This is a genomic window from Sphingobacterium multivorum (assembly GCF_900457465.1).
GTDB classification, from domain to species: Bacteria; Bacteroidota; Bacteroidia; order Sphingobacteriales; family Sphingobacteriaceae; genus Sphingobacterium; species Sphingobacterium multivorum.
This window is the reverse complement of the sequence record NZ_UAUU01000002.1, coordinates 1,039,951-1,065,202: the sequence shown is the minus strand read 5'-3', so window position 1 is coordinate 1,065,202 and position 25,252 is coordinate 1,039,951. Positions and strand designations below refer to the sequence as shown.

The 25,252-nt window shown below is 38.4% G+C and carries 23 protein-coding genes, 2 pseudogenes and 1 riboswitch; of the genes and pseudogenes, 12 read left to right on the top strand and 13 right to left on the bottom strand.

The window, feature by feature from the left end:
- Nucleotides 1-80: 80 nt before the first annotated feature.
- The 5 genes from DTA23_RS04765 to DTA23_RS04745 all read right to left on the bottom strand — a co-directional run bounded on the left by DTA23_RS04765 (nucleotide 81) and on the right by DTA23_RS04745 (nucleotide 4,337).
- Entirely contained in the window at nucleotides 81-2,198 is a 2,118-nt protein-coding gene (locus DTA23_RS04765; RefSeq protein ID WP_112373948.1) for a flotillin family protein, read from the bottom strand.
- A 119-nt stretch (nucleotides 2,199-2,317) separates the two neighbouring features.
- A complete protein-coding gene (locus tag DTA23_RS04760; protein WP_046674834.1) occupies nucleotides 2,318-3,043 on the bottom strand; it encodes an OB-fold-containig protein in 726 nt (241 codons plus the stop codon).
- A gap of 11 nt (nucleotides 3,044-3,054) precedes the next feature.
- Nucleotides 3,055-3,252 carry a DUF4177 domain-containing protein gene (locus DTA23_RS04755; RefSeq protein ID WP_083295781.1) on the bottom strand — a complete coding sequence of 66 codons (198 nt, stop codon included), beginning with the start codon at nucleotides 3,250-3,252 and terminating at the stop codon, nucleotides 3,055-3,057.
- Complete coding sequence (locus DTA23_RS04750; RefSeq protein ID WP_112373947.1) at nucleotides 3,236-3,943, bottom strand: PspA/IM30 family protein; 708 nt, start codon at nucleotides 3,941-3,943, stop codon at nucleotides 3,236-3,238. The genes DTA23_RS04755 and DTA23_RS04750 overlap by 17 nt, the downstream gene beginning before the upstream one ends.
- Nucleotides 3,944-3,947: 4 nt before the next feature.
- Nucleotides 3,948-4,337, bottom strand: coding sequence for a YbjN domain-containing protein (locus DTA23_RS04745; protein WP_046674974.1), 390 nt, complete (start codon nucleotides 4,335-4,337; stop codon nucleotides 3,948-3,950).
- A 91-nt stretch (nucleotides 4,338-4,428) separates the two neighbouring features.
- On the opposite strand from DTA23_RS04745, the gene DTA23_RS04740 reads away from it, so the two are divergent.
- A complete protein-coding gene (locus DTA23_RS04740; RefSeq protein WP_112373946.1) occupies nucleotides 4,429-5,088 on the top strand; it encodes a helix-turn-helix domain-containing protein in 660 nt (219 codons plus the stop codon).
- A gap of 433 nt (nucleotides 5,089-5,521) precedes the next feature.
- Nucleotides 5,522-5,929, top strand: a complete 408-nt coding sequence (locus DTA23_RS04735) for a hypothetical protein (RefSeq protein ID WP_112373945.1) — start codon at nucleotides 5,522-5,524, stop codon at nucleotides 5,927-5,929.
- Nucleotides 5,930-5,981: 52 nt separating this feature from the next.
- Here DTA23_RS04735 and DTA23_RS04730 read toward each other — a convergent pair whose 3' ends face one another.
- On the bottom strand, nucleotides 5,982-6,377 hold the full coding sequence (locus tag DTA23_RS04730) for a single-stranded DNA-binding protein (protein ID WP_070561582.1): 396 nt from the start codon (nucleotides 6,375-6,377) through the stop codon (nucleotides 5,982-5,984).
- Nucleotides 6,378-6,551: 174 nt separating this feature from the next.
- Here DTA23_RS04730 and DTA23_RS04725 point away from each other — a divergent pair, with 174 nt between their 5' ends.
- Nucleotides 6,552-6,917: a hypothetical protein gene (locus DTA23_RS04725; protein ID WP_070561580.1), complete on the top strand. Its 366-nt coding sequence runs from the start codon at nucleotides 6,552-6,554 to the stop codon at nucleotides 6,915-6,917.
- A gap of 374 nt (nucleotides 6,918-7,291) precedes the next feature.
- Here the strand turns inward: DTA23_RS04725 and DTA23_RS04715 are convergent, their stop codons facing one another.
- Nucleotides 7,292-7,540: a helix-turn-helix domain-containing protein gene (locus DTA23_RS04715; protein ID WP_112373943.1), complete on the bottom strand. Its 249-nt coding sequence runs from the start codon at nucleotides 7,538-7,540 to the stop codon at nucleotides 7,292-7,294.
- 419 nt (nucleotides 7,541-7,959) lie between these two features.
- Here DTA23_RS04715 and DTA23_RS04710 point away from each other — a divergent pair, with 419 nt between their 5' ends.
- The gene (locus tag DTA23_RS04710) at nucleotides 7,960-8,490 is read left to right on the top strand and encodes a hypothetical protein (RefSeq protein ID WP_112374064.1); all 531 of its coding nucleotides are present in this window, start codon (nucleotides 7,960-7,962) and stop codon (nucleotides 8,488-8,490) included.
- A gap of 99 nt (nucleotides 8,491-8,589) precedes the next feature.
- Here DTA23_RS04710 and metE read toward each other — a convergent pair whose 3' ends face one another.
- The 4 genes and pseudogenes from metE to DTA23_RS04695 form a co-directional block, all read right to left on the bottom strand.
- Entirely contained in the window at nucleotides 8,590-10,902 is a 2,313-nt protein-coding gene (metE, locus tag DTA23_RS04705; protein ID WP_112373942.1) for a 5-methyltetrahydropteroyltriglutamate--homocysteine S-methyltransferase, read from the bottom strand.
- A gap of 78 nt (nucleotides 10,903-10,980) precedes the next feature.
- Nucleotides 10,981-11,084: riboswitch (SAM riboswitch) on the bottom strand.
- Between the two features lie 184 nt (nucleotides 11,085-11,268).
- Nucleotides 11,269-11,965 (bottom strand): annotated as a pseudogene (locus DTA23_RS04700) (response regulator transcription factor).
- Nucleotides 11,966-12,060: 95 nt separating this feature from the next.
- Nucleotides 12,061-12,258, bottom strand: coding sequence for an ATP-binding protein (locus DTA23_RS28475; protein WP_256602792.1), 198 nt, complete (start codon nucleotides 12,256-12,258; stop codon nucleotides 12,061-12,063).
- Nucleotides 12,259-12,275: 17 nt separating this feature from the next.
- A complete protein-coding gene (locus DTA23_RS04695; protein WP_256602791.1) occupies nucleotides 12,276-13,892 on the bottom strand; it encodes a sensor histidine kinase in 1,617 nt (538 codons plus the stop codon).
- A gap of 374 nt (nucleotides 13,893-14,266) precedes the next feature.
- On the opposite strand from DTA23_RS04695, the gene DTA23_RS04690 reads away from it, so the two are divergent.
- Nucleotides 14,267-14,650 (top strand): hypothetical protein, encoded by a 384-nt coding sequence (locus tag DTA23_RS04690; RefSeq protein ID WP_112373941.1) that lies wholly within the window; start codon nucleotides 14,267-14,269, stop codon nucleotides 14,648-14,650.
- Here the strand turns inward: DTA23_RS04690 and pyk are convergent.
- A complete protein-coding gene (pyk, locus tag DTA23_RS04685) occupies nucleotides 14,645-16,072 on the bottom strand; it encodes a pyruvate kinase (RefSeq protein ID WP_112373940.1) in 1,428 nt (475 codons plus the stop codon). The two genes, DTA23_RS04690 and pyk, sit on opposite strands and share 6 nt — an antisense overlap.
- Before the next feature lie 134 nt (nucleotides 16,073-16,206).
- Nucleotides 16,207-16,701 carry an IPExxxVDY family protein gene (locus tag DTA23_RS04680; RefSeq protein ID WP_239468789.1) on the bottom strand — a complete coding sequence of 165 codons (495 nt, stop codon included), beginning with the start codon at nucleotides 16,699-16,701 and terminating at the stop codon, nucleotides 16,207-16,209.
- Between the two features lie 287 nt (nucleotides 16,702-16,988).
- On the opposite strand from DTA23_RS04680, the gene DTA23_RS04675 reads away from it, so the two are divergent.
- The 7 genes and pseudogenes from DTA23_RS04675 (at nucleotide 16,989) to DTA23_RS04645 (ending at nucleotide 25,212) form a co-directional block, all read left to right on the top strand.
- Nucleotides 16,989-17,225: an acyl carrier protein gene (locus DTA23_RS04675; protein WP_028070665.1), complete on the top strand. Its 237-nt coding sequence runs from the start codon at nucleotides 16,989-16,991 to the stop codon at nucleotides 17,223-17,225.
- Nucleotides 17,226-17,252: 27 nt separating this feature from the next.
- Nucleotides 17,253-18,507: pseudogene (gene fabF, locus DTA23_RS04670) on the top strand (beta-ketoacyl-ACP synthase II).
- Between the two features lie 84 nt (nucleotides 18,508-18,591).
- Nucleotides 18,592-19,332 (top strand): ribonuclease III, encoded by a 741-nt coding sequence (rnc, locus tag DTA23_RS04665; protein WP_046674848.1) that lies wholly within the window; start codon nucleotides 18,592-18,594, stop codon nucleotides 19,330-19,332.
- Nucleotides 19,333-19,356: 24 nt separating this feature from the next.
- On the top strand, nucleotides 19,357-20,739 hold the full coding sequence (gene hisS, locus DTA23_RS04660; RefSeq protein WP_112373938.1) for a histidine--tRNA ligase: 1,383 nt from the start codon (nucleotides 19,357-19,359) through the stop codon (nucleotides 20,737-20,739).
- A 243-nt stretch (nucleotides 20,740-20,982) separates the two neighbouring features.
- Nucleotides 20,983-21,978 (top strand): pyruvate dehydrogenase (acetyl-transferring) E1 component subunit alpha, encoded by a 996-nt coding sequence (gene pdhA, locus DTA23_RS04655; protein ID WP_046674850.1) that lies wholly within the window; start codon nucleotides 20,983-20,985, stop codon nucleotides 21,976-21,978.
- A gap of 29 nt (nucleotides 21,979-22,007) precedes the next feature.
- On the top strand, nucleotides 22,008-23,639 hold the full coding sequence (locus DTA23_RS04650) for a dihydrolipoyl dehydrogenase family protein (RefSeq protein WP_112373937.1): 1,632 nt from the start codon (nucleotides 22,008-22,010) through the stop codon (nucleotides 23,637-23,639).
- A gap of 382 nt (nucleotides 23,640-24,021) precedes the next feature.
- The gene (locus tag DTA23_RS04645; RefSeq protein WP_112373936.1) at nucleotides 24,022-25,212 is read left to right on the top strand and encodes a serine hydrolase domain-containing protein; all 1,191 of its coding nucleotides are present in this window, start codon (nucleotides 24,022-24,024) and stop codon (nucleotides 25,210-25,212) included.
- Nucleotides 25,213-25,252 lie beyond the last annotated feature (40 nt).

The window sequence follows — 25,252 nt, the reverse complement described above, 5'->3', positions numbered from 1 at the left end:
CTTGGTATATGTGATAAAATCTTGTGTTCGTTGCCTGCAATGCTAATTAGCATTGCAGGCAATAGTGAATTGGGTATGGGCTAGGACAGTTTCTTGTTTGATATGCCCAAGTTTTTCGCCAATCCGAACAAAGAATTAATGAAGCCTGTATCTTCGCCATTTTCAGCATCAGTCGCCGCTTGTTGAAGTTTAATCAATGCTGCTGAAACGGTGAGGTTCTTAATATCGTTTGTGGAAATTCCATATTTATCGGCTAATCCACGCACCTTCTCTGCGAGGTCTCCTTGTCCATCTGGACCTATCAAAGAATTTTTAATAGCTGTGGCATGTTTGGAGTTGTCAATCAAGTGATCAAAACCTTTGGAGTTGGATACTTGACGGACGATATTCTCAAAGAACATGGTTTCACCACCAACAATATCGATTTTTGCTGTTTTAAGTGCTTCCGATAATACGCCGGCTTGTGCTTGAGCAATGTCTTTTTGGATATTGATGTGTGCGAGTTCAATATCACGTTCTTTTTGCAATTGCAATTTGAATTCTTCGTGATCTCTGCCCACGCCGTCCAATTTCTTCATCGCTTCAGCTTTCTCTTCGATACCTTTGGCTTCAGCAAGCGCTTTCTCACGCACCACTTCCGCCTGTGCTAAGCCTTCTTTACGCATCGCTTCCGCTTTCTTCTCAATGACATTAGCTTCAACAGTACCTTGTTTTTCTTCAGCTTCAGCTTTGGCAACCATAACTTCGGCTTCGGACAAGCCAAGTGCAGCTTCTTCTTTGGCTTGTGCCTCGGCAATAATCTTACGACTTTCGGCTTCTTTGAGTGATGCTTCTTTTTTCGCTTCCGCATCGATCAATAGCTCTTGTGCACGCTTTTCGGCGATTTTACGAGCAGCCTCCGCGTCGATTACTTTTTTCTCTGCTTCCTGTTCTGCCGCAATTTTTGCAGCTTCGGCAGCTTTAACAGTTGAAATTAATTTTTCTTCTGCTTCTTGTGATGCCGCAATAACACCCGCTTGTTTTTTACGTTCTACTTCACGGAATACTTCGATGTCTTTGACGCCTTGTTGCTCTTCAACAACACCTTTTTCCAATTGTACACGTTCTTTGATAACGCCTTGGATACTTTTCTTTTCGGTTTCGATCGAGCGTTCTTTGTCGATCTGTGCTAAGGTAACAATGCGCTCGCGTTCTGTTTGTTCTAAGGCGCGATCTTTTTCTACACGTTCGGCCTCCACAGCATCGGTACGTTGTTTATTCTTTTCAGCAATGATAATCTGCCGCAGTTTATTTTCTTCTTGAACAGCGAGTTGCTCTTCGGTAGAAATCCGGACGCTTTCGTACTTGAGACGTTCTTCTTCGCGTACCTTTGCTATTTCTGCTTCTTCGCGTGCTCTGATGTTGTCAATTTCCCGTTTTTGTTTCTCTTCCTTTTCGGCAAGCTGACGGTCTAGTTCTAGAATCGCTTCCCTTGCTTCCACGTTTTGTTTTTTGATTAGTTTCTCCTCATCACGACGAATGAAGTTGGCATTTATATTTTGTTTGGCTGTTAATTCGGTGATCTTTTTGATACCCTCACTGTCTAGGATATTATTTGGATTGAGATGTTCGATGTCGGTCTGTTCAAGGTAATCAATCGCACAGTCGTCCAAAATATAACCATTAAGATCAGTTCCGATGACGTCCAGTATCTCATCACGGAATTCGCGACGGGCTTCGTATAATTCAATGAAATCAAATTTCTTACCTACTGTTTTGAGTGCTTCGGAGAATTTAGATTCAAAAATACTTTTTAATGTTTCTGGTTCACTGGCGCGGTCGCAACCTAAATTTTGGGCTACATTGATCACATCATCTACATTTTTATTGACACGAACAAAGAAAGCAACTTTGATATCTGCACGAATATTGTCCTTACAGATCAAACCTTCACCCTGCATACGGGCAATCTCAATTTTTTTGATTGAGATGTCCATGATCTCCATCTTGTGAAATACAGGTACAACATACATTCCCTTGTTGAATGCTACTTTTGTACCACCAACACCGGTTCGTACAATCGCTTTCCCTTGTGGAATTTTCTTGTAGAATGCACTCAATACAACAAAGAATGCAAAAATTAAAAAGACAGCCAAACCGACAATTAAAAGTATAATTCCGTTTAAGCCACTTAAAAATAAAAGAGGTTGATATAGCATATGATTTGTATTTATTTAGATTTTAATATTTGGGTTTACGATTAGAATTTAAAAGGATAAAGATTCGCTCTTTTAGGACAGTTGTTTAGTGTCGGGGCTTTGCGTTTATTCCTTTTCCATTAAATATTGTCTATCGTGATTTCTTTGGTCACATAATAATATTTCTTGTCCTTGGATTCGTCAACAATAATGACATCGTCTCCATAGCCTATTTTCTCCCCATTATGGCTGACAACATTGAGGCGAATAGGATCCTGTTGGATGATAAATTCGGCAGAACCTATTTTCTTGCCTTCAATACTGGCTCTCATTTTACCCATGCGACCAAGAAAATCGTGACTTTCTTCGCCATTGTAACCTATACTTTTGAACATTTTAGCTAAAGGTTTGGTCAGAAAATGCATTAAAATAAATGTAACAATAAAAACAGGGATCAGGATTAATACGGACTTTATCCCCCATGAAGCAACGTCGATAAAGAGCGAAGAAACAATGGTAATTATCCAGCCTATAAATTTGAACAGTGTTACAATAAGCATGATGGGTACTTTGCCAACATTGATGTAATCCATTGCTTTTGCAAAGAAACCAGGTTCTGTATTAGCGTCCGTATCCGTATGATGATGGTGTGCATGATCGCCGCCCTCAGTTGCGATATCATGTGAGCCATCAACGTCCGTGACATCAGGTGTAGGATGGAGGTCTATATCTGCATCGGCATCAAATAGATGTACTCCATCTCCCATCAGAAACATAAATAACCAATACACTACAGACATGCCAGTTAAGACTGTCATAATTCCATTGGACAATGGATTGAATAAGATATTGATTAGTTCTGTCATAGTGTTATTGTTTAAATTTTCTCTCTCTTGAAAGTATAATGAAAAGACCAGGAATTCCCATTGACTTCAAGGTCCTGCATGGTTACCAATTCCCAGCCTTGATTTCCAAGATCATTTAAGATTTCATCAATTTTTTCGGGATCCAACTTTGTTCCCCAAAAACCTTTAGGTTCAATTTTTAGCGTTTTATATTCAAATCTTTTCATCATTATTTAATTTTCTTTTTAGTTCTTCTAATTCGTTGTTGACGGCTTCAGACCCGCCTATGGTCTCGTTGATCTCATCAACTTTACTTTTGTTACCTAGTGCAATCTCACCATAGGCCTTTGCTAGTGCTTCATCTTCTTCGACCTTCTCTTTCATACGTTCTAACATGGAAATCGTACTATTGGAATCGATATTAGCGAGCTGACGATTGACCATTTTAGCTGCGTTGGATACCTTTACACGTGCCTTTAAAGTAGAGAGTTCACCTTCCCATTTCGATATATTGAATTTGAGAATATCTACATTTTTGTGTAGCTCATCCGATGAACTTTGATGAATCACGGCTTGTTTCTCCAATTCACCAGCTTCGATTAATAACTGTTTTTTCAACAACAGCGCTTCCTTTGCAAGACCTTCTGCCTTTTCTGTCGTTAATTCTCCCTTTTGTGCTTTTTGGAGTAATAGAATAGCTTTGTTTTCGAATTCATTGGCTTCTTCTTTTTTCTTTTCACAATTGTTTTGGGTACGTATGGCTAACGCTTTAACTTTAGCATAGGCTTCTAACGATTGTTCCAGGTCCTCTTTCATCTCACGGATACCCTGTTCCGTCATTTTGATGGGGTCTTCCATTTTGTCCACGACTGCGTGGATCTCGGCTTGACCAATTCTGAAAATTCTCTTAAAAATATTCATTATTCTATAATTTTGAAAAACTTATTAACTGATTATAATATTCACTCATCAAAAGACTCAGCGAATTAATGGCTGCATCAAACTCATTCTGATCGAGATTATGTATTTGTAAGGTATACCGAAATATAACTTTGGTACCATCTTCTGTTAATGCAAACCCACCGTGTATAATATCTCTATTTTTTATCAATAGTGATTTGAACATATCCATGGTGTCATTGCTGATTGTAAAAAGATATTGCTCAAAAATCAGGATGGGTTGGGCAATGCCTACAATCAGGTTACGGATTCCGTCATCTTCATTTTCGATGACAAAGATTCCTTCTTTTGTATCCTTATGGGTGATGGTGTAACCGATATTGGCGATATAATTTTCAATTTTTGAGAAGTACATAATCAAGTTTTTTATATATTGCACATATTCTTTGCATAAAGGTAATAAAAATGCAAAAATATTTTGCAATAAATATTCAATTTTTTTTAAAATGAGCAACGTAGGCAACAATATTAAGAAATTAAGAAAAGTGAAAGGAATGAGTCAACAGGCATTTGGGGATATTTTTAATCTTACTAGAGGTAATATTTCGTCTTACGAAGAAATGCGTGCAGAGCCAAAAATTGAGATTGTTCTAAAGATTGCAAATTATTTTGGCATTCCTGTGCAGCATCTTATTGAAAAAAATCTATCTGTCAATGAAATTCTTAATTTCAATGATTATTTTGATCCAAATGTTTCTCTTATTGGACGTAAAAGATTGTTACAAATCCCGCTGCTGGAACGAGATGGTATTTTTGAGGCGGGTAGTTATTTTTCGAAATTAGAAGAGCTTCCAATAATTGAATTTCCTTTGCAAAGTAGGAACCGCCTCATCGCAATCGAATACGCTGACGCTATTCCGGTGCCGAGTGATTTTTTGGCTGGCCCTCAATCCATTTTATTTTTTGAAGAGGTAGATGTTCAGAGCCTACATACGTTGGATAAAGCATTTGGTTTGTATTTTTCCGAAGAAGAGTTCTTTATTGGAAAATACAGTTTGCAGGAAAAGGAGATTAGTTTAGCCTTAAATGCTTGGAAGAAGATTGATCTCACTATGGGGGAGAACGCATATTTCTGGAAATTGTATGGCAGGTTTGAGCGAATCTAATTGCGCGGAACTTTTTCCTATTGTTTATTCTGTTTTGCCGGTATCGGGCGTATTTCCATGTTGTTATCATATCCGTGGTTAATTATGTAATTGCAGTCCATTTACAAGGTATTAACAAGGGGTTTGCAGGGGTTTACCCTTGTAATACCCCTAATATGTACGGCCTTGGAGTTGATCTGATGTTGACTTGCCTACAAGAAAAGAAGACTCCTAACTCAGGCCTGCAGAATCTGAGTCCACAAAAAATTTCGTAGAGTCGGGCATTGTAATTAAATTAGTTCGATAATAAAGTAACGTTACAAAAAGGTAGGGTTGTGATTAAGATGATGGTGATGAACTTGTCGATCCGATAAAACTAGAGTGATTTATTTAGCTTTAGAACAACACGCATAAACGGATAAATGACCAGACATAAAAAACTAAATTTAAATAAATGAAGAAAGTAGCCTTATCAGCATTAATTGCTGGATTTTTTGTTATTTCTTGCATTAATTCCACGACTAAAAAAGTCGAAGTAAAAGATACAACTGCCGCTATTGACTTAAAAAAAGATACGGCCGAAATGTCGGTAGAAAATAGCGGTGGCGAAGTGCCAATACCGAAATTTAGTTCTGCTGAAACACAAAAATTGGCGGAGGATTATACAAAATATATCAAAGAATTTATCGCTGTTGCTAAAAGCGGCGATGTTGTTAAACTCAAGGAGCTTGCAGCGAAGCGACAGGAATGGGCGGCCAAAGAAACTGACGCTGTTGCTAAGTTTACGCCAGAAGATGCTAAATTATGGAAGGCTTATGCAGAGAACCTAGGAAGAGCGTTGACTGCAAGCCTGACAAAATAAGTTGGAAACAATCGACGAGGTAGGGGCTTGAAAACCTACCTCGTTGATCATACTAGAAAGGCAGATCGTCTTCATTTTCATCTGGAGGTGTTGGGATGTCATCTTTGGCACCGTTCGAATCAGATAAAATCATAAAATTATCTACTTTAATTTCTGTGACATATTGTTTTACCCCATCTGCGTTCTCATAGTTACGATAGGTGAGTTTGCCTTCAACCATGAGTTTGGTCCCACGTTGGCATTTCTTTTCAATGGTATTGTTTTGCTTACCCCAAACCACGAGTGTATGCCATTGAACTTCTTCAACCCATTCACCGGCTTTGTTCTTGAAAAGATCATTGGTGGCGAGACGTAATATGGAGTAATTGGTGCCAGTGGAAGTTGTTTTGATTAACGGGTCGTTTCCTAAATGCCCAACCAATTGTACTTTGTTGCGTAATGTGCTCATGTGTCTAATTTTTAAAAGTTTTTAATAATTCTTATTTTAGTTGATGGTCATTGGCTATGAACGCCGAATGATCTTAAGCAAAGGTGGGGCGGGGAAATAACTATAGTCGTCTATTTACCATTTGTATTCGACTATAGTCGGTTGTAACCGTTTGTTGTCGTTTAATCTTCCGTTATGAGTTCTGGAGAAAAAGTCTGCCTTGAATGTGGCAAAGTAATATATGGCCGTTCGGACAAGCGATTTTGTGATGATGCTTGCCGGAACGCCTATAACAATAAATTAAATAGCGACCAGACCAATCTGGTGCGCAATGTGAATAATATCCTACGAAAAAACCGCCGTATTTTATTAGATGCATTGAGTGGGGAGGGTATGGTGAAGATACAACGGGAAAAGTTAAAGCGGTTGGGATTTGATTTTAAGTTTCATACACATACTTTTTCCAATAACAAGGGGCAGACCTATAACTTTATTTACGAAACAGGCTATCTGTTGTTGGAGAATGATTGGGTATTGATTGTTCAAAAGAAACCGCTGTGATATTGATCACAATAGATTCATTTGTATTGGTTTAGTTTGCAGAACTGAGCTTGGCTTTTCTTATTGCAATATAATTAAAAATAGTAAACGTTAGAATCAATATGTAATAGCATACTGGGATGAGTAAAAAATAGGCGCTATTAAAGATATTGGTTAAAAAAGACGGTAGTGCAATTTTAAAAAAATCTGCAATAATGATATAGCCTATGAAACTTCCGAGAAAAAATAGTCCAACAGCGTGTATTATAATTATTTTTTTTAGGTGCTTACTGTATAAGGCGTCTTTGTTTTGTTTCGTATAACCCATAATTGCTGGGACCAATAGCCCTAATAATGGATTGACCAAAAAGGTGAGCGATGCTAAATATAGCGCTTTAATACTTCCTGTTTGATTGTTGTCGATACTGATTTGATTTACATTTGGCATAATTGAGTTGTTCTAATGGTATTTCCAAAATTTGACTGATCTGTTTGAGACTAAATCCACTGATTTCTTCCGTGCCTTTTTCTATGCGTTGCACTGTTCTTAGCGATACCCCCGCTTGATCGGCGAGTTCCTGCTGCGTTAGTCCCTTACGTTTTCTTGCTAATTTGATTAATTGATTAGCTGATTGACTTTCCATAGTTCAAAGATGGGGAAATAGTCGGTGAATTTTAGTGAAATTGATGCGACAATAATATGCCAATATCGTGCTGAACAATATAACAGATTAATAATCAAAAGTTTTTGGAATTTGGTAAATATTTTGAATCTTTGCAATTCAATAGAGTAATTAATAAAAACGGAAGAATATGTTTGCAATATTAGAAAATCCCGCTTCGTCCACAGAGAAGATTCTCGGGAATATTCTTCGGAATACGGCCCTTTCCTAATCTTCTTCTTAATACGTTAAGTAACCTAGGTTGATATTGGCTAAAACGTGGCGCTCGAAATGGTAGTCCACTTTTCCAATATGCTTAGCTTATTCAGGAGTTTTAAAAATCCAGTTACTTTCAAGTTATCGTGAAAGCTGGATATGAATGTTATGTTTTAGAAAATTTTATGAATTCAGTAAATAAATATGTCCTTCAGGCGCTGGATAACTATCCGATGTATTTGGAGGAGACCATGGAATCCTTATCCTATGCGCTATCCTATGATGAGTCCAATACAATGGCGCTGTGTTTGATGGGAAGAGTTCATGCCGAACAGCTATTGGACTATGAGCAGGCAAAAAGGTATTTCCAGGAAGCTTTGGTGCATAATGTGCAGGCACTGGAAGTATATCCTTATTTCATTCAGACATTGATTGATATGGGGGAATATGAAGCTGCAAAAAAGACGATCAAATTTGCTTTGACACTTCCGGCCATGCCCTTGACAGGAATCTGGATCAAGAAAGCACTGCTATTTGAAAAAATGAGAAAATACAAAAAGGCATTGAAGGCGTTAAAAAAGGCTAAACTTGAAAATGTTGACCTCGATTTTTCGTCAAGCCTGAAGGCGATTGAAGATCGGATTAAAGGAAAACAGGAAATTAAGAACGGGAACGAAAAGGAAAACAAGAAAGAACGGAAGAACAGCCGAAAATAACCGCACCTTATTCGGATAACAGTTTTTATTTTGAACGAAGCCCAATAAAGAAGCCCTAGCTGAAATTTCAGCTAGGGCTTTATCAATATAGTTTAAGAATTATTCTGCTCTTAAGATTTTCGCAGCCTCAACCATAGACTCTAAAGCCGCTTTGGTTTCTGGCCAAGCACGAGTTTTCAAACCACAGTCAGGGTTAACCCAAAGTTGTTCTGCTGGAACTACTGCTTTTGCTTTGCGCAATAGATCTACCATCTCATCTTTGCTTGGAACACGTGGTGAGTGAATGTCATAAACACCTGGACCAATATCATTTGGATATTTGAAATCACCGGCGAAAGCATTCAATAATTTCATTTGAGAACGTGAAGTCTCAATCGTGATAACATCGGCATCCATTGCAGCGATATCTTCGATCACATTATTGAACTCAGAATAACACATGTGTGTGTGAATCTGTGTATCGTCTTCAACATTTGATGAAGAGACACGGAAAGCACGTACTGCCCAGTTCAAGTAATCTTTTTGATCAGCTTTACGTAACGGTAATCCTTCACGGATAGCTGGTTCATCGATTTGTATGATTTTGATACCTGCTTTTTCCAAGGCTTGTACTTCATCCAAGATCGCCAATGCAATTTGGTAAGTCGTTGTTGAGCGCGGTTGATCGTTACGTACGAAAGACCATTGTAAGATTGTTACAGGACCAGTCAACATACCTTTAACCGGACGATTTGTCAATGATTGTGCATATGAAGACCAACGTACAGTCATATCTTCAGGACGGTATACGTCACCATAGATAATCGGAGGTTTTACACAACGTGAACCGTAAGATTGTACCCAGCCATTTTGTGTGAAAGCGTAACCAGCCAATTGTTCACCGAAGTATTCAACCATGTCATTACGTTCGAATTCGCCGTGTACTAATACGTCGATATCCAATTGCTCTTGAAGACGGATGGTGTTTTCTGTTTCTTCTGCGATTGCTTTATCGTATTCTGCCTGCGTAATGGCACCCTTTTTCAGATCTGCTCTCCATTTACGAACATCTTTCGTTTGTGGGAATGAACCGATAGTTGTGGTCGGGAACGCCGGTAAGTTGAATTTCGCTTGTTGCGCTGCTTTACGGTCTGCAAATGCTGAAGTGCGTTTTGCATCGTCATCAGTAATATTGCTTGTACGTGTTTTAACCTCTGGTTTGTGGATCAATGGAGAGGTACGACGGCTTTCAGCAGCCGCTTTGTTCGCTTCGAAGCGTTTTGCTGTTTCAGCATCAACTTCTCCCTCCGCTAGTACGGCTAAGTCTTTTACTTCAGCTAATTTTTGTTTAGCAAATGCCAACCAGTTTTTTACTTCAGCTGGTAGCGATTGTTCATTGTGTTCATTGTCTAAGTCAAAAGGAACGTGCAACAAAGATGAAGAAGGAGCTACCCATACACGGTCTTTTCCTAATGCATCAACAGCCTGTTTGATTTTAACCAATGATTTTTCGTAATCATTTTTCCAGATGTTACGGCCTTCAACAATACCTAAAGATAATGTTAATGAAGCAGGAACTTTAGCCAATACCGTATCCAATTGGTTTTCACCGCGTACCAGATCCAAATGTAAAGCATGGATAGGTAGGTTAACTGCGATATCTTCGTTGTCTTTTAAAGCTTCGAAGTAAGTCGTTGCGATTAATTTGATATTTTTTGCTGCTGCAGCTAATTTTTCGAAAGTAGGTTGATATAAAGCTTTTACTTTAGCATCTAAATCCAATGCTAAGAAAGGCTCGTCAATCTGAACATATTGTGCACCAGCATCAGCTAATTTAGCTAGTATTTGCTCATATACTGGAATAAGTTTATCCAATAAATCGATACGGTCGAAGCCAGCTTCTTTTTCTTTACCGATCAAAAGGTATGTAATAGGACCTAATAGAACTGGTTTAGTATCGATGCCCAATGATTTTGCTTCGTTGTATTCATTTAAGAATTTTTCGGAAGTCAATTTGAATTCTTGATCTTTTGTGAATTCTGGTACCATGTAGTGGTAGTTCGTATCCAACCACTTGGTCATTTCCATTGCAGTCACGTCGATTCCTTCTTGTTGGAAACCGCGCGCCATGGCAAAATATAGATCTAAACTGTAATTGTTGTCTACTTTATTCAATAAAGAATGGTAGCGAGCAGGAATTGCACCAACAGTGAGGGTTAAATCCAATACTTGATCGTAAAAAGAGAAATCATTGGAAGGGATCAAATCTATTCCAGCATCTTTTTGTGTTTTCCAATTGCCTTCACGAATTTTTTTTGCTGTGTCCAATAATTCCTCAACAGAAGATTTTTTAGCCCAATAGGCCTCATTGGCTTTTTTCAATTCGCGGAACGCGCCCACACGAGGGTAACCTAAATTGTTAGTCAATAACATAATGAATGTTTTTAATATTTCTTTTTCAACTATATTTCTTGCTAGAGAGAGAAGGACACACTAGAATTTGGTGACTTCGGCTTATCATTCCCATATCAAGTAGGGTAGAATTTAGCACCTTGTCAAGGGACAGGTTGCTAAGGCTTCATCGGGTCTATTCCCTCTGCCTTTCTCTATAAGCGACGCTAAGTTAGAACATTTCTTTTTGAAATGCAAATTTTTTATAAAAGTGCGTCAATTTTTTATATTCTACTAAGGATGAAATTGTTTTGTTCTTTTATTTTCATCCACGAATTCGAGTAAGTCACGCTTGAATACGTGTGTAGCATAAAAAGGGGAATGACTATATTTTTCATTCCCCTTTTTTTAGCTGACCAAAAGTTTGTAACCTTTTCCGTGCACATTGACAATTTCAACTTTGCTATCTTCTTTTAGATATTTACGAAGTTTACTGAGAAATACATCCATACTTCTACCCGTAAAATAGTTATCATCATGCCATATTTTTAACAACGCTTCTTCCCGGGTCAGCACATCATTTTTCTTTAAGCAAAGCAAGCGGAGTAGTTCAGCTTCTTTCGTGGAGAGTTTTTGCATCTGTCCTTTGTAAGAAATCTGCTGACTTGTATAATCAAAGAAATAATCGCCAATTTCAAATTTATCCGCAACCACTTCTTCTTCTTTGTCTCGAACACTGCGTTTCAGCAAAGCATTGATGCGGAGCAATAATTCTTCCACTCGAAAAGGCTTGGTGATATAATCATCTCCTCCTAGCTCAAAGGCTTCGGTCTTATCTTCCATCATCCCCTTTGCTGTGGCAAAGATAATAGGAACAGTATTGTTTGTTTTTCTGATTTCACGTCCAACTGTAAATCCGTCCTTTTTTGGCATCATGACATCAAAAATACAAAGGTCGTAGTTATTTTTTTTGAATTTGAGAAATCGCTTCATCTCCATCCGTGCATAATGTGACGTCAAATTTTCCCTTTAATTCGAGATAGTCTTTTAAAAGATCCCCCAAATTAGGATCATCTTCTGCTAATAATATCTTTGCATAATGAATATATTAATTTTCACCAATGTCCCTTGATGCTGATAAATCAGCCTTCCTCAACCTTTGAAATTTTTTAAAGAGGAAATATACAAAAAAGGAACGTTTTATTTTTTAATAGGCAAAATTACTTCAAAGGTCGTGCCTTTATCTTTTTCACTTTTAACTGTAATTTTTCCGTTCAGCCTTCTCAGAATGTCCTGTACATAACTTAAGCCAAGGCCAAATCCTTTGACATTATGAACATTCCCAGTTGGAATACGGTAAAACTGGTCGAAAATCTTTTGCAGGTGATCCCGGCTCATCCCAATACCATTGTCGGCTATGGTGACAACAATGGTGTCGCCAACATTTTTGAATTGATGTTGACATGTAAATCTCCTTTGCTGTACTTGATGGCATTATCCAAAAGATTGTAAAATACATTGGAAAAATGTAACTCATCACCAACGACAACATCCTTGGTCGCTGCAAGATCTATACTGAATTTCCCGCCAATATTTTGCATCCGTAGCTGCATACTGTCCGTTACTGCCGAAACAAGATCATTGATGCATACTTCTACCTGGTCGAGTTTTAGCGTTTCTTTTTCTAGTCTTGCCAAATCGAGCACACGTTCAATATGATTTCCGAGTCTAACATTTTCGTCGTAGATGATATTAGCCAATTTCTGAACGCGCTTGTGGTCGGCATTGATGTCTGGATCTTTAAGTGACTCACTGGCAATCATAATTGTTGCAACAGGTGTTTTAAACTCATGCGTCATGTTGTTGATGAAATCCGTCTTCATTTCCGAAACTTTCTTTTGTCTGAAGATGATAATCAGTGTATAAGCAAAACACCCCACCAACAAGAAAAGCAGTGCCAGCATGGGCAGCAACAGATAGCCCATATTATCGGCAATTATCGCCTTTTTATTGGGGAAATAGATGGTTAATTTTCCTGGCGCAGCACCGATATCACCTTTAAAAAGTGCCGTTGAGTATTTGGTTGTATTTGTTGGGTTATTTAAAGCGGCTTCGTTTAAAATATTATTTAGTAATATATTGTTTGTGCTCCATATTTCAATATTGAAAGGAGCTTTAATGTCGCGTTGAGCCAACTCCTCTTTGATAAGTTCTTGAACGATGATCACATTCAATCGATCCTTTAATGGACGTTTAGCAAGCTCCATTCCAATAGCAATATCTTCGATGTAGTCTGCTTTTTTGCCGCCCAGCATGGCAACGGAATCATATACATTAAAGCCACTCCACGCGTTTTTTCTGTTGAGGATATCCAATCTTTTTTCCAAATCAGAAATTGTTTTCGCAAGTTTCGCATTCTCTCTTGGAGGTAATGTGGCTACCCGGAATTTTGTTTGTTGATTGACCAGTGGGTCCATTAGGGGGATAACAAACCGCGTGCTATCGTCCTTCCCATTGATCTGATCATCTACCTTTGAAGCATTTAACATGATAAATGCCTGTACCAAATTATCGTCGGTAAGCTCATTTGAAACAGAAAATTTGATAAATTTCTGGTACTCCGGTCTTTTGATGTATGTTTCGTAGAATGAATTTTTGATTTCAATTACATTTGGATACAATGCACGTAATTGGTCTTCTTGCTCTTTAAAGTTTGAGAAAACAACATGTTGTTTGTTTTTTAATTCTTCAATTCTATACTGTATTTCGAGTTGCTCGGCCAAAAGACGTTGTTTGGCCTGTTCCTGCTTGGATTTTTCAATGTTACGCTCCTGTTGAACCTTAGCGAAGTCAACTACCTCCCGTCGTTCAAGCTTACCGGCAACAGCTGTAATCGCAGCATTGACGGACTCATCAAATAATTGAGACTTTTGGCGATAAGAATCTCTCAGAAAATAGAATTGCATGGCCAATACCCCAATTAGAGCGAGAGACATCAGTCCAATGATTAATACAATGCTATTTTTCTTCATTAGTATTGGGTATTAAATAAATGTATTTTGAATATATCAAAAAGTTTATAGCGCTCAGTTTATTTACCATTTGCGTATTCATCCCTTATGCCATGTGAGCGGCCATTTAAGGTGCGATAGCTCATTTTTTCTTAAATTGTTACAAATATAAAGATGCTAATGTGTTTTGTAGCTGTTTTAACAATGTTTAACAGCAATCTGTTTAAATATAGATGCTGTTCTTTGTAAATTAGTGAATAGAAATGGATTATGTGCTGAATTGCGCTGTGGACAAATTTTAATCTACGCGGTTGAGTCTAACTGCTGGAGAAGTGAATAAGCCGAATATGACGCGTTCATTGGTACAATGAGTGCTCTTTAATAACTATATAAAGATGAAAAGCTACGTATTATTATTGGTATTGTCTTCCATAGGGACCATTGCTTTAGGACAAGTAAAGGTGAAACCGCAGATTCCTTTAATGGAGGAAAAAGAATCAAAGATGCCTGTCTTTAAATTGGATTCTTCAGATGAAAAGTATCATATGCCCATTAAGAAGCCAAATCGTGTGGACGGTCTAGCCCCAATGCCAGGAACGGAAAAAATGCCCAAAGGTGATGAGAAAGAAAACAATCTTCCTTTTAGGCGCTTGAATGATTCGCTAAAGGTGAAGGACTTTAAATTAAAAATCGACTCCTTGTATCCAAACAAGCAAAAAAAAATAGCGTTCTATCTAGAACGCTATTTTTTTTGCTTTAATCCTTATTGTCCATTATAGCTGGGAAACACGGATTGTATTTGTTTTACCTTTTTCGATTAACGGTGTCGAAGCTGTATTGATAATGATAGATCCAGGTTTAACGTAGTTATTTTTTACAATAAATTTGTTAACATCATGAATAGATCCATCTGTGCTTTCGAACTTGTCGTAGATAAAAGTTTTTACTCCCCAAAGTAGGCTGAGTTGTTTCAGCAATTTTTGTGTTCCTGTGAAAACTAAGATATCTACATTTGGTCTATAACTTGTAATTTCAAACGCTGTTGCACCAGATGATGTCAATACCGCAATTGCAGATGCATTTGTTTTTTGAGCAAGATAAACCGAAGATGCGCAAATCGCGTCCGGAATAAGTGTTCCGTCGTGGATTTCACTAACTTTCTCATTATAATAAGGATAAGAAGTTTGTTCCACGTGGATAATGATTTTGCTCATTGTTTCGATAACGATTTCAGGGAATTCACCAACTGAAGTCTCGCCACTTAACATCACAGCATCCGCTCCATCCAATACGGAGTTGGCTACGTCATTTACTTCAGCACGTGTAGGACGTGGTGTAGTGATCATACTTTCCAACATCTGTGTCGCAATGATTACCGGTTTTGAAAGATCTCTACATTTCTGTACGATGATCTTTTGAAGTCCTGGTACCTCTTCCATTGGGAGCTCAACGCCCAAGTCACCACGAGCAACCATAACAGCATCTGTAGCTTCGATAATGGCATCAATATTTTCAATCGCTTCCGGTTTTTCAACTTTTGCGATGACACGAGCATGGCTTCCTTTTGCCTCGATGATTTTTTTACATTGAAAAATATCTTCTGCCGAACGTACAAAAGACATCGCGATCCAGTCTGCACCATGATCCAGGGCAAAATTCAAGTTGTCTAAATCTTCTTCCGTCAACGATGGGATAGATACTTTGGTGTTCGGTAAGTTAACGCCTTTACGTGAAGTAAGGACACCTCCGTGTACAACTTCACAGGTAACAGTATCTTTATGATTGGTCTCTAAAACACGAAGTTGAAGTTTTCCGTCATCAAGTAAAATGATTTCGTTGGCTTCAACATCGTTTGGAAAGTTTTCGTATGTAATGTAGATTCTGTTTTCGTCTCCGATGAGTTCTTGTGTTGTAATTTCAACTTTTGAACCATTCACGAGAATAGCTCCACCTTCTTTCATTTTTCCGATCCTAATTTTTGGACCTTGTAAATCGGCTAAGATGGCAACATTGAATCCTGTTTCATTATTTATTGCATTTATAGTTTCGATTACCTTAAGGTGATCTTCCTGGCTGCCATGAGAGAAATTCAACCGGCACACATCAACCCCTTTGGCAATCATGTTGGTCAAAAATTGTTTGTCTGCCGAGGCAGGGCCTAATGTTGCGACAATTTTAGTCCTTTTTTGAACTTTTTCCATCTGTTATTTTGTATTTTAAATGTTCTTCATTAATCACAACAAATAGCCTACTATATTGTTGTGTTTTGTCAAAACTAAATCGAATTAATTTAGATCTAAGTTGGGGTGTATTTGCTACACTAACCTACAGTTTGCTAAAATATGAGATTTTCTTTAGATTTCAATATTTTTGGTGATATTTCTTTTGCAATGACGACTTCGGGTAATTTGTTGATCCTTTTGATAATATGTTCCACGTCATCCTCACAGATGTAGTTTTTGATGATGATAAAAAAATCGAAGTGGGGGTTTTCTGGGATTAAATAAGTGCCTTCGATGCTCTTATTGTTGATCAGGAAATATTCGGTGTCGGCATCGGCGATAAGGTAATGAAAAGCAGTGAAGTGGTAGCTTGTTTTTTTCTTTGGATCAAAGACAATGTGATATTCAAGCTCTTCTTCGGTTTTGTTTTTTTGTCGACCATCATGGTCGTACTTGCTTTCTTTTCCTCTGGAAAAATTCAGGTTAGTCTCCTTGTTGATGAAATGGCAGAGTCGGTAATCTTTCAACGAACAGGTGATGGCGAGTAGGGTAAAATCCAACTCTTCATTCATGTCCATATCCAATCTTGCTACTAACTTATTGACCACTTTAATGTTTAAATATATGTCCCTCTGCTAACGAAGGTACTAATAATTTTGAGGTAGGAATATACTTTTTGTGTAAAATTTGAGTTAATTAGCTGAGCGTTTGGAATACAAAATATTTTTTGTTATACTTGAACTAAGTTAATATAGAGTGGGTTAGCTAGTATAAGACGCGAATAAGTTCGGTCGCCTAACATGGTGACTTTCATCTAAATATCAATTTAGGTTTGAATTTTGATGAAATTTATTTTTCTTTGCACAGATTTATTAAACAATTAAACTATAAAATCATGTCAGATATCGCTTCAAGAGTAAAAGCAATTATCGTTGAAAAATTAGGTGTTGACGAAAACGAAGTAACACCAGAAGCTTCATTCACTAATGATTTAGGTGCTGATTCACTTGACACTGTTGAGTTGATCATGGAGTTTGAAAAAGAATTCAACGTTGCTATTCCTGATGATCAAGCAGAGACTATTGGTACTGTTGGTCAAGCAATCGCTTATTTAGAAAAAAACGTTAACTAACTAATTTAATTAGGCTAATCGTAATAAATGGAGCTTAAAAGAGTAGTAGTAACAGGATTAGGCGCCCTTACACCAATTGGTAATACCGTCTCAGCTTACTGGGAGGCGTTAATAAATGGTGTAAGCGGAGCTGCTCCTATTACGCATTTTGATGCGTCAAAATTCAAGACTCAGTTTGCATGTGAGGTAAAGGGGTTTGATCCGCATGAATTTATGGATCGAAAGGAAGCTCGTAAAGTCGATCCTTTTGTCCAGTATGCAATTGCGTCAACAGATGAGGCAATTAAAGATGCTGGCTTAGATTTTGAAAAATTAGATACAAATCGTATCGGAGTAATTTGGGGCTCAGGAATTGGAGGTTTAACAACTTTCACTGAAGAAGTTGCAAACTTTGCAAAGGGAGATGGAAACACCTCGTTTCAATCCTTTCTTCATTCCTAAGATGCTCGTTGATATTGCTCCAGGACATATTTCAATGCGTCATGGCCTACGTGGCCCTAACTTTTCTGCCGTATCGGCTTGTGCCTCGGCTACCAATGCAATGATAGATGCTTTTAACTATATTCGTATGGGCAAAGCTGATGTGATTGTTACAGGTGGATCAGAAGCTACAGTCAATGAAGCTGGAATTGGCGGGTTCAATGCTATGCATGCGTTGTCAACCCGGAATGATGATCCTAAAACAGCATCACGTCCTTTTGATAAAGACAGAGACGGTTTTGTTTCGGGAGAGGGTTCGGGTGCATTGATCTTAGAAAGTTTGGAGCATGCCTTAGCACGTGGAGCAAAAATCTATGCAGAGATTGCAGGGGGTGGAATGAGTGCAGATGCACATCACATCACAGCCTCGCATCCTGAAGGATTGGGCGCAAAACTGGCTATGACAATGGCTGTAAATGATGCAGAGATGGATTTTTCAGATATTGATTATATCAATGTTCATGGAACATCTACACCGGTCGGTGATATTAGTGAAACGAAGGCTATTGTTGACCTGTTTGGTGAACACGCTTATAAATTGAATATCAGTTCAACTAAATCAATGACAGGGCACCTTTTGGGTGCTGCAGGGGCTATTGAAACTATCGCTTCTATATTGGCTGTTCAAAATGATATTGTCCCTCCGACAATCAATCACTTTACAGACGATCCGGAAATTGATAACAACTTGAATTTTACATTCAACAAAGCGCAAAAACGTATCGTTAATGCCGCTTTGAGCAACACATTCGGTTTCGGTGGGCATAATGCTACCGTTATTGTGAAAAAATATAAAGCTTAATGTTTGATCCTTCAAACATGGTTTGATAATATGAGCTAGCGACAGGTTCTTTAACTAGGACTTGTCGCCTTATTTTTAGAAGAGATGCCTTTTGCAAGGATATATAAATTATATTTTTCGCCAGATCGGGAATACGTTAGAAAACTAAAAAACCTGCTAGGATTTGTTCCCGGAAATGTACATCTGTACAAGATGGCGTTTAGACACAAGTCTGTCGCCGTTACAATTAAAGAGGGCGCAAAAAATAGCAACGAACGTTTAGAATTCTTAGGTGATGCTGTTTTGGGTTCGGTTGTGGCTGAACTGTTATTTAAGAAATATCCTTATAAAGACGAAGGGTTCCTGACTGAAATGCGCTCAAAAATTGTCAGTAGAGCAAATCTAAACCAGCTTTCCAGAAAGTTGGGGTTTAATGAGCTTATCCAGTTTGATGCGCGAATGATCAGTTTTCCAAATAAACAAGGATCTTTATTGGGTGATGCTTTTGAGGCATTGATTGGAGCAGTTTATCTAGATAGGGGCTATGTTTTTACCAAGAGCTTTTTGTTGAATCGAATTATTAAACCGCACGTCGATATTCACCTATTGGAACAGACGGAAACAAACTTTAAAAGTCGGTTGATCGAGTGGTGTCAACATACTGGCAAAGAGATTGTATTTCGGCAAACAGACAACCCGGAAGGGGAATCTTCTAAGATGTTTAGTATTGAAGCGGTCGTGGATGGTATTGTTTGTGGACTTGGCCGTGATTTTAATAAAAAGTCTGCCGAGAAATCTGCCGCCGAAAAAGCCTGTGAATTCCTTAAAATTCTGGAAGTAGAATAAAGGATTTTATTAACTTTGCCAAATATGGCAGTAGTAAAACCTTCTTTGGCAAAAGGAACGCGTGATTTTTCGCCTTCCGAAATGATCAAACGCAACTATATTTTCGATACACTGAAAACGGTATTCAGAAAATATGGCTATAATGAAATACAGACCCCTTCATTTGAAAATTTGACGACCCTCACCGGTAAATACGGCGACGAGGGTGATAAATTGATCTTTAAGATTCTTAATTCGGGTGACTACCTGACAAAAGCGCCCGACAGCCTGCTTCACGATAAAAATTCCAATAAGCTCATTCCGCATATAACAGAGAAAGCACTAAGATATGATCTTACGGTGCCCTTTGCGCGCTATGTTGTGATGCACCAAAATGATATTACTTTACCGTTTAAGCGCTTTCAGGTGCAACCTGTATGGCGTGCAGATCGTCCGCAGCGCGGAAGATACCGCGAGTTTTACCAATGTGATGTCGACGTTGTCGGGTCAGAAAGTCTATTGAATGAAGCGGAGTTTATTTTGATTTATCAAGAAGCCTTCGAACGGTTTGGACTGAAAGATTTTAATATCAAAATCAACAACAGGAAAATTCTTTCGGGTATTGCTGAAATCATCGGCAAACCGGAGCTGATCGTAGACATGACTGTCGCGATCGATAAATTGGATAAAATCGGGTTGGAAGGTGTCAACAAAGAACTGTTGGAAAGGGGTTTTACAGAAGCAGATCTTGCTATTTTGAAACCTATAATTTTATTGGAAGGCTCGAATGATGAGAAACTGTCTTCCTTAAAAACGATTTTAGCAACTTCTGCTGTCGGTTTAAATGGTATCGCTGAGATTGAGGAAGTGTTTGACTATGTCGGCAAATTAGGTGCTGAAGAAAAATTGCTTAATCAAATCATAGATCTGGATATTACATTGGCTCGAGGCCTCAATTATTATACAGGTTGTATTTTTGAGGTCAAGACGAATGAGGTTGCCATGGGAAGTATCGGTGGCGGTGGTCGCTACGATGATCTCACGGGTATGTTTGGTCTGAAGGGGCTGACCGGAGTCGGTGTTTCCTTTGGTGCGGATCGTATCTATGATGTGTTGGAAGAGCTGGACTTATTTCCTATCGGTAAGGCCGATTCTACCAAACTCCTGATTATAAATTTTGATAAACAACTGGAAAGTTACACCCTGAATTTACTCAATAAGCTTCGGAAGGAAAATATCGCTTCGGAACTCTATGCTTCTCCTGTAAAATTGAAGAAACAAATGGGTTATGCGGATGGGAAAGGAATCCCCTACGTATTATTAGTGGGTGACGAAGAGGCTACTTCAGGGCAATTGTCATTAAAGGACATGGAAAGCGGGGAACAGGTAAAGGTAACTGAAAGTGAGCTGATACAAAAACTTCGATAGCAAACAGTTTGCATAAAATAGATTAAGCCAAATGATTATTAAGTCCTTTGGCTTTTTTATTTTCATAAGTTTTTGATTTATTTGATTGTGCCGTTCATTTATTTGTAATCAAATGCTATATACTTTAAATCAAATGTCTTAGAAGTGTCTTAAAGTATAAATAAAATTGATTTTTGGGCAAGGAAATTCGTCCAAAATTATTAGATTTGTAGTCTAGAATAGTAAGAAAATCAAAACTTTGAAATGAGTTCAACACCTATAACAAAAGAGACATATTTGGAGTGGTATAAGTCTATGTTACTTATGCGTAAGTTTGAAGAAAAAGCAGGTCAACTTTACGGACAGCAAAAGATTCGTGGTTTCTGTCACTTGTACATAGGACAAGAGGCTGTAGTCGCTGGAACGATGTCAGTAATCAAACCGGAAGATTCTTTAATCACTGCTTATCGTGATCACGCCCACGCTTTGGCTAAAGGCGTTTCTGCAAATGCTTGTATGGCTGAATTATATGGAAAGATCACGGGTTGTTCAAAAGGTAAGGGAGGTTCTATGCACTTCTTCTCCAAAGAACACAAATTCATGGGTGGCCATGGTATTGTTGGTGGTCAGATTCCTTTAGGTGCTGGTATCGCATTTGCTGAAAAATATCTTGGTACAGATAATGTAAATATCTGTTATATGGGTGATGGAGCTGTGCGTCAAGGTGCATTCAATGAGACATTGAACATGGCGATGTTGTGGAAACTCCCTGTTATCTTCGTGTGTGAAAACAACGGTTATGCAATGGGTACTTCTGTACAACGTACAACGAACATGCAGGATATTTACAAAATGGGCTTAGGTTTCGATATGCCTTCTGCTCCGGTTGATGGAATGGATGTTGTTGCTGTACACAATGCGATGGACGAAGCTGTTCAACGTGCTCGTGCAGGTGAAGGTCCGACATTCCTAGAAATTCGTACGTACCGTTACAAAGGACACTCAATGTCTGATCCAGCTAAATATCGTACGAAAGAAGAACTAGAAGCGTATAAAGACCGTGACCCATTGTTGTCGACTAAACATGCTATTTTAGAAAACAACTATGCAGATGACGCTTGGTTTGCAGAAGTTGAGGCTGATGTGAAAAAGGTCGTTGAGGAGTCGGTGAAATTTGCAGAGGAATCTCCTTATCCAACTGCAGATGAATTGTACAAAGATGTATATGTACAACAAGACTATCCATTTATTTTAGATTAATACTCTTTAACTTGATAATATAATAAAGAATGGCTGAAGTAGTAAGAATGCCGAAAATGAGCGATACAATGACCGAAGGGGTCATCGCGAAATGGCACAAAAAAGTTGGTGATAAAGTAAATTCTGGTGATTTAGTAGCTGAGATTGAAACAGATAAAGCTACGATGGACTTTGAGTCTTACCAAGAAGGAACTCTTTTATATATTGGTCCCAAAGAAGGCGAAGCAGTAGCTATTGATGCTGTTATTGCTGTTTTAGGAGAACCGGGTGAAGATTTTCAAGCATTGTTGAGTGGTGATGCACCTGCTGCTGAAAAAGCACCAGAAGAAACCGAAGAAAAAAAAGCAGAAGAAGTTTCTGGTCCAGAATCTTCGGCTAGTACTGTAACTCCTGAAGAATTGGGATGTACTGTTATAACAATGCCTTTGTTAAGTGATACCATGAAAGAGGGGGTCATTGCGCAATGGAACTTCAAAGTTGGTGATACGATAAAATCTGACGATGCTATTGCTGATGTAGAAACTGATAAAGCGACTATGGAGGTTACAGCTTATGCTGATGGCACCTTGTTATATGTTGGTCTTGAAGCTGGACAAGCTGCAAAGGTAAACGACATCATCGCGATCGTTGGTCCTGGTGGAACTGATATCACACCTTTGTTAAATCAAAAATCTGCACCTGCAAAGGCGGAAACTGCTGAAGCTCCTAAAGCTGATTCAGCTGCTGCTGTAACTGCTGCACCGGTAGCATCGTTTTCAAGCGATGATTCTCGTGTGAAAGCTTCTCCTTTAGCACGTAAAATTGCACAAGAAAAAGGTATCAATTTAAGTGATATCAAAGGTTCTGCAGATGGTGGCCGCATTGTGAAGAAAGATGTTGAATCGTTTGTTCCTGTTGCTGCACAACCGGCGGAGACAAAAGCTGTAGCTGCTCCTGCAACAGAAGCAAAAGCAATCACTTTGCCTACATTTGTTGGTGAAGAGCGCTATACTGAAAAACCAGTTAACCAAATGCGTAAAACTATTGCGCGTCGTCTAGCAGAGTCATTGTTTACAGCTCCACACTTCTATTTGACTGTATCAATTGACATGGACAATGCAATGGCTGCTCGTGCGCAGATCAATGAGGTTGCTCCAGTAAAAGTTTCTTTCAATGATATCGTTGTAAAAGCTGTTGCTGTTGCTTTGAAAAAACATCCTGCTGTAAACTCTTCATGGCAAGGCGATAAAATCCGTTTCAATGAGCATACCAACATTGGTGTTGCAATGGCTGTTGAAGATGGTTTATTAGTTCCTGTTGTGCGTTTTGCAGATGGTAAATCATTGTCACATATCTCTGCAGAGGTGAAAGACTTCGCCCAAAAGGCGAAAGCTAAAAAATTACAGCCTGCGGATTGGGAAGGATCTACATTTACAGTTTCCAACTTAGGTATGTTTGGAATTGATGAATTTACATCCATTATCAACTCACCAGATGGAGCTATTCTTTCTGTTGGTGCTATTCAAGCAGTTCCTGTTGTTAAAAACGGTGCTGTAGTTCCTGGTAATGTAATGAAAGTGACTTTGGGTTGTGATCACCGCGTGGTTGATGGTGCAACTGGAGCTGCATTTTTGCAAACATTGAAATCTTTGGTTGAAAATCCAGTAAGATTATTAGCATAATCCTTTAATAGAGGAATTAAAAGCCACTTTAGTAATAAAGTGGCTTTTTTTATGGCCTTAATTGATTAAGCTCATTCCACAGGAAAGCTTTTTTTACCGATAATTTCTATCGTTATCCGTTTGGTTGAAGGAAGTACAGGTTGTTCAACTCTATAGTGAAAGAGACGCTGTGCGTAAAAAAGGTAACATATACGATGAATAACAATTATTGTAGGGAAAAATTCGTTTTTTTATACTAAAATCTTCATTTTAGCATTATTATCAGTATGCTGGTCCTTCTATTACGAGCTTCAATAATTTGATATTATTTAGGACACAGGAAATAGGGGGTATTTATTGATATACAATACAGAAAACACAAAAATCCGGGAGACTTAGTATAGTGAAATTATTTTTTTTAAAGGGAATGGTCGCTCTTTTGTTTGTATCTACAGTGGCTTGTAGTTCAAAAGAGAAAAAACAGAAGGAAGCAGCGATAGCGCAGGCAAAAGTGGATAGCACAAGGCTCGTCTATAATCCAAATAATGCAGATCAGAAGATCGATGCTTTTATGAAAAATCTTCATTCAAAAGCTGCATTCAATGGGAATGTTCTTGTTGCGAAAGATGGTAAAATCTTATATCAGAATACATTCGGCTGGGCAAATTACTTAAAACGGGATAGTCTAAAAATTGATGACAAATTTGAACTCGCTTCAGTTTCTAAACCGTTAACAGCTGTCGGAATTTTGAAGTTAGTGGAGGCAGGAAAGCTACGTCTCGATCAAACGATCAATGACTTCTATCCGGATTTTCCTTATCCTGGTATTACCATAAAAATGTTATTGACACACCGCTCGGGATTACCTAATTACGTTTATTTTTCGGAGGAACATTGGCCTGATCGCAAGAAAGGAATGACAAATCAGGATGTGATGAAAATGCTGACCGAATTTAAGCCTAATCGCTATGGTGCGCCAGGAGGCCGTTTCTTTTACAATAATTCGAACTTTATGGTCTTAGGGGCCATTATTGAAAAGATATCAAAGCAAGATTATGCGACGTATATGAAAGATAGCGTATTCAATGTTGCCGGAATGACAAATACAGCCGCACTCTCTAAGGCCGTGTATGATAAAATTCCGACCAACGTTATCGGGCATGATAAGGTTTGGCGAAGATCGGTGGTGCAAAATTTTCAGGATGGACCGCTTGGTGACAAAGGAATTTATAGTACAGTGCGTGACCTTTATCGTTTTGATCTGGCTTTGAGAGATGGACGACTGTTAAAGCAGTCAACATTGGATTCAGCATACCGAGGATATCCCGATGCCAAAAAGGGAATTTTTAGCTATGGTTATGGTTGGCGTACCTTTGAGCATGGTAATGATCATATCGTATACCATACAGGCTGGTGGCACGGTTTTAGACATATTTATGTAAGAGATTTAAAAAGAAACATTGTTATTGTTTTACTTTCTAATATGACCAATGGAAGCTTGGTCAAATTGGATGAGCTTTATAAAATCATGGGAATGCCGGTATTGCGTAAAAATGCCTATAGCACCCATGGTAATTTTATCATCGATGAGTAATTTCTGAGCGATGCTACTTTGAGAATTTAGATTATCTTCT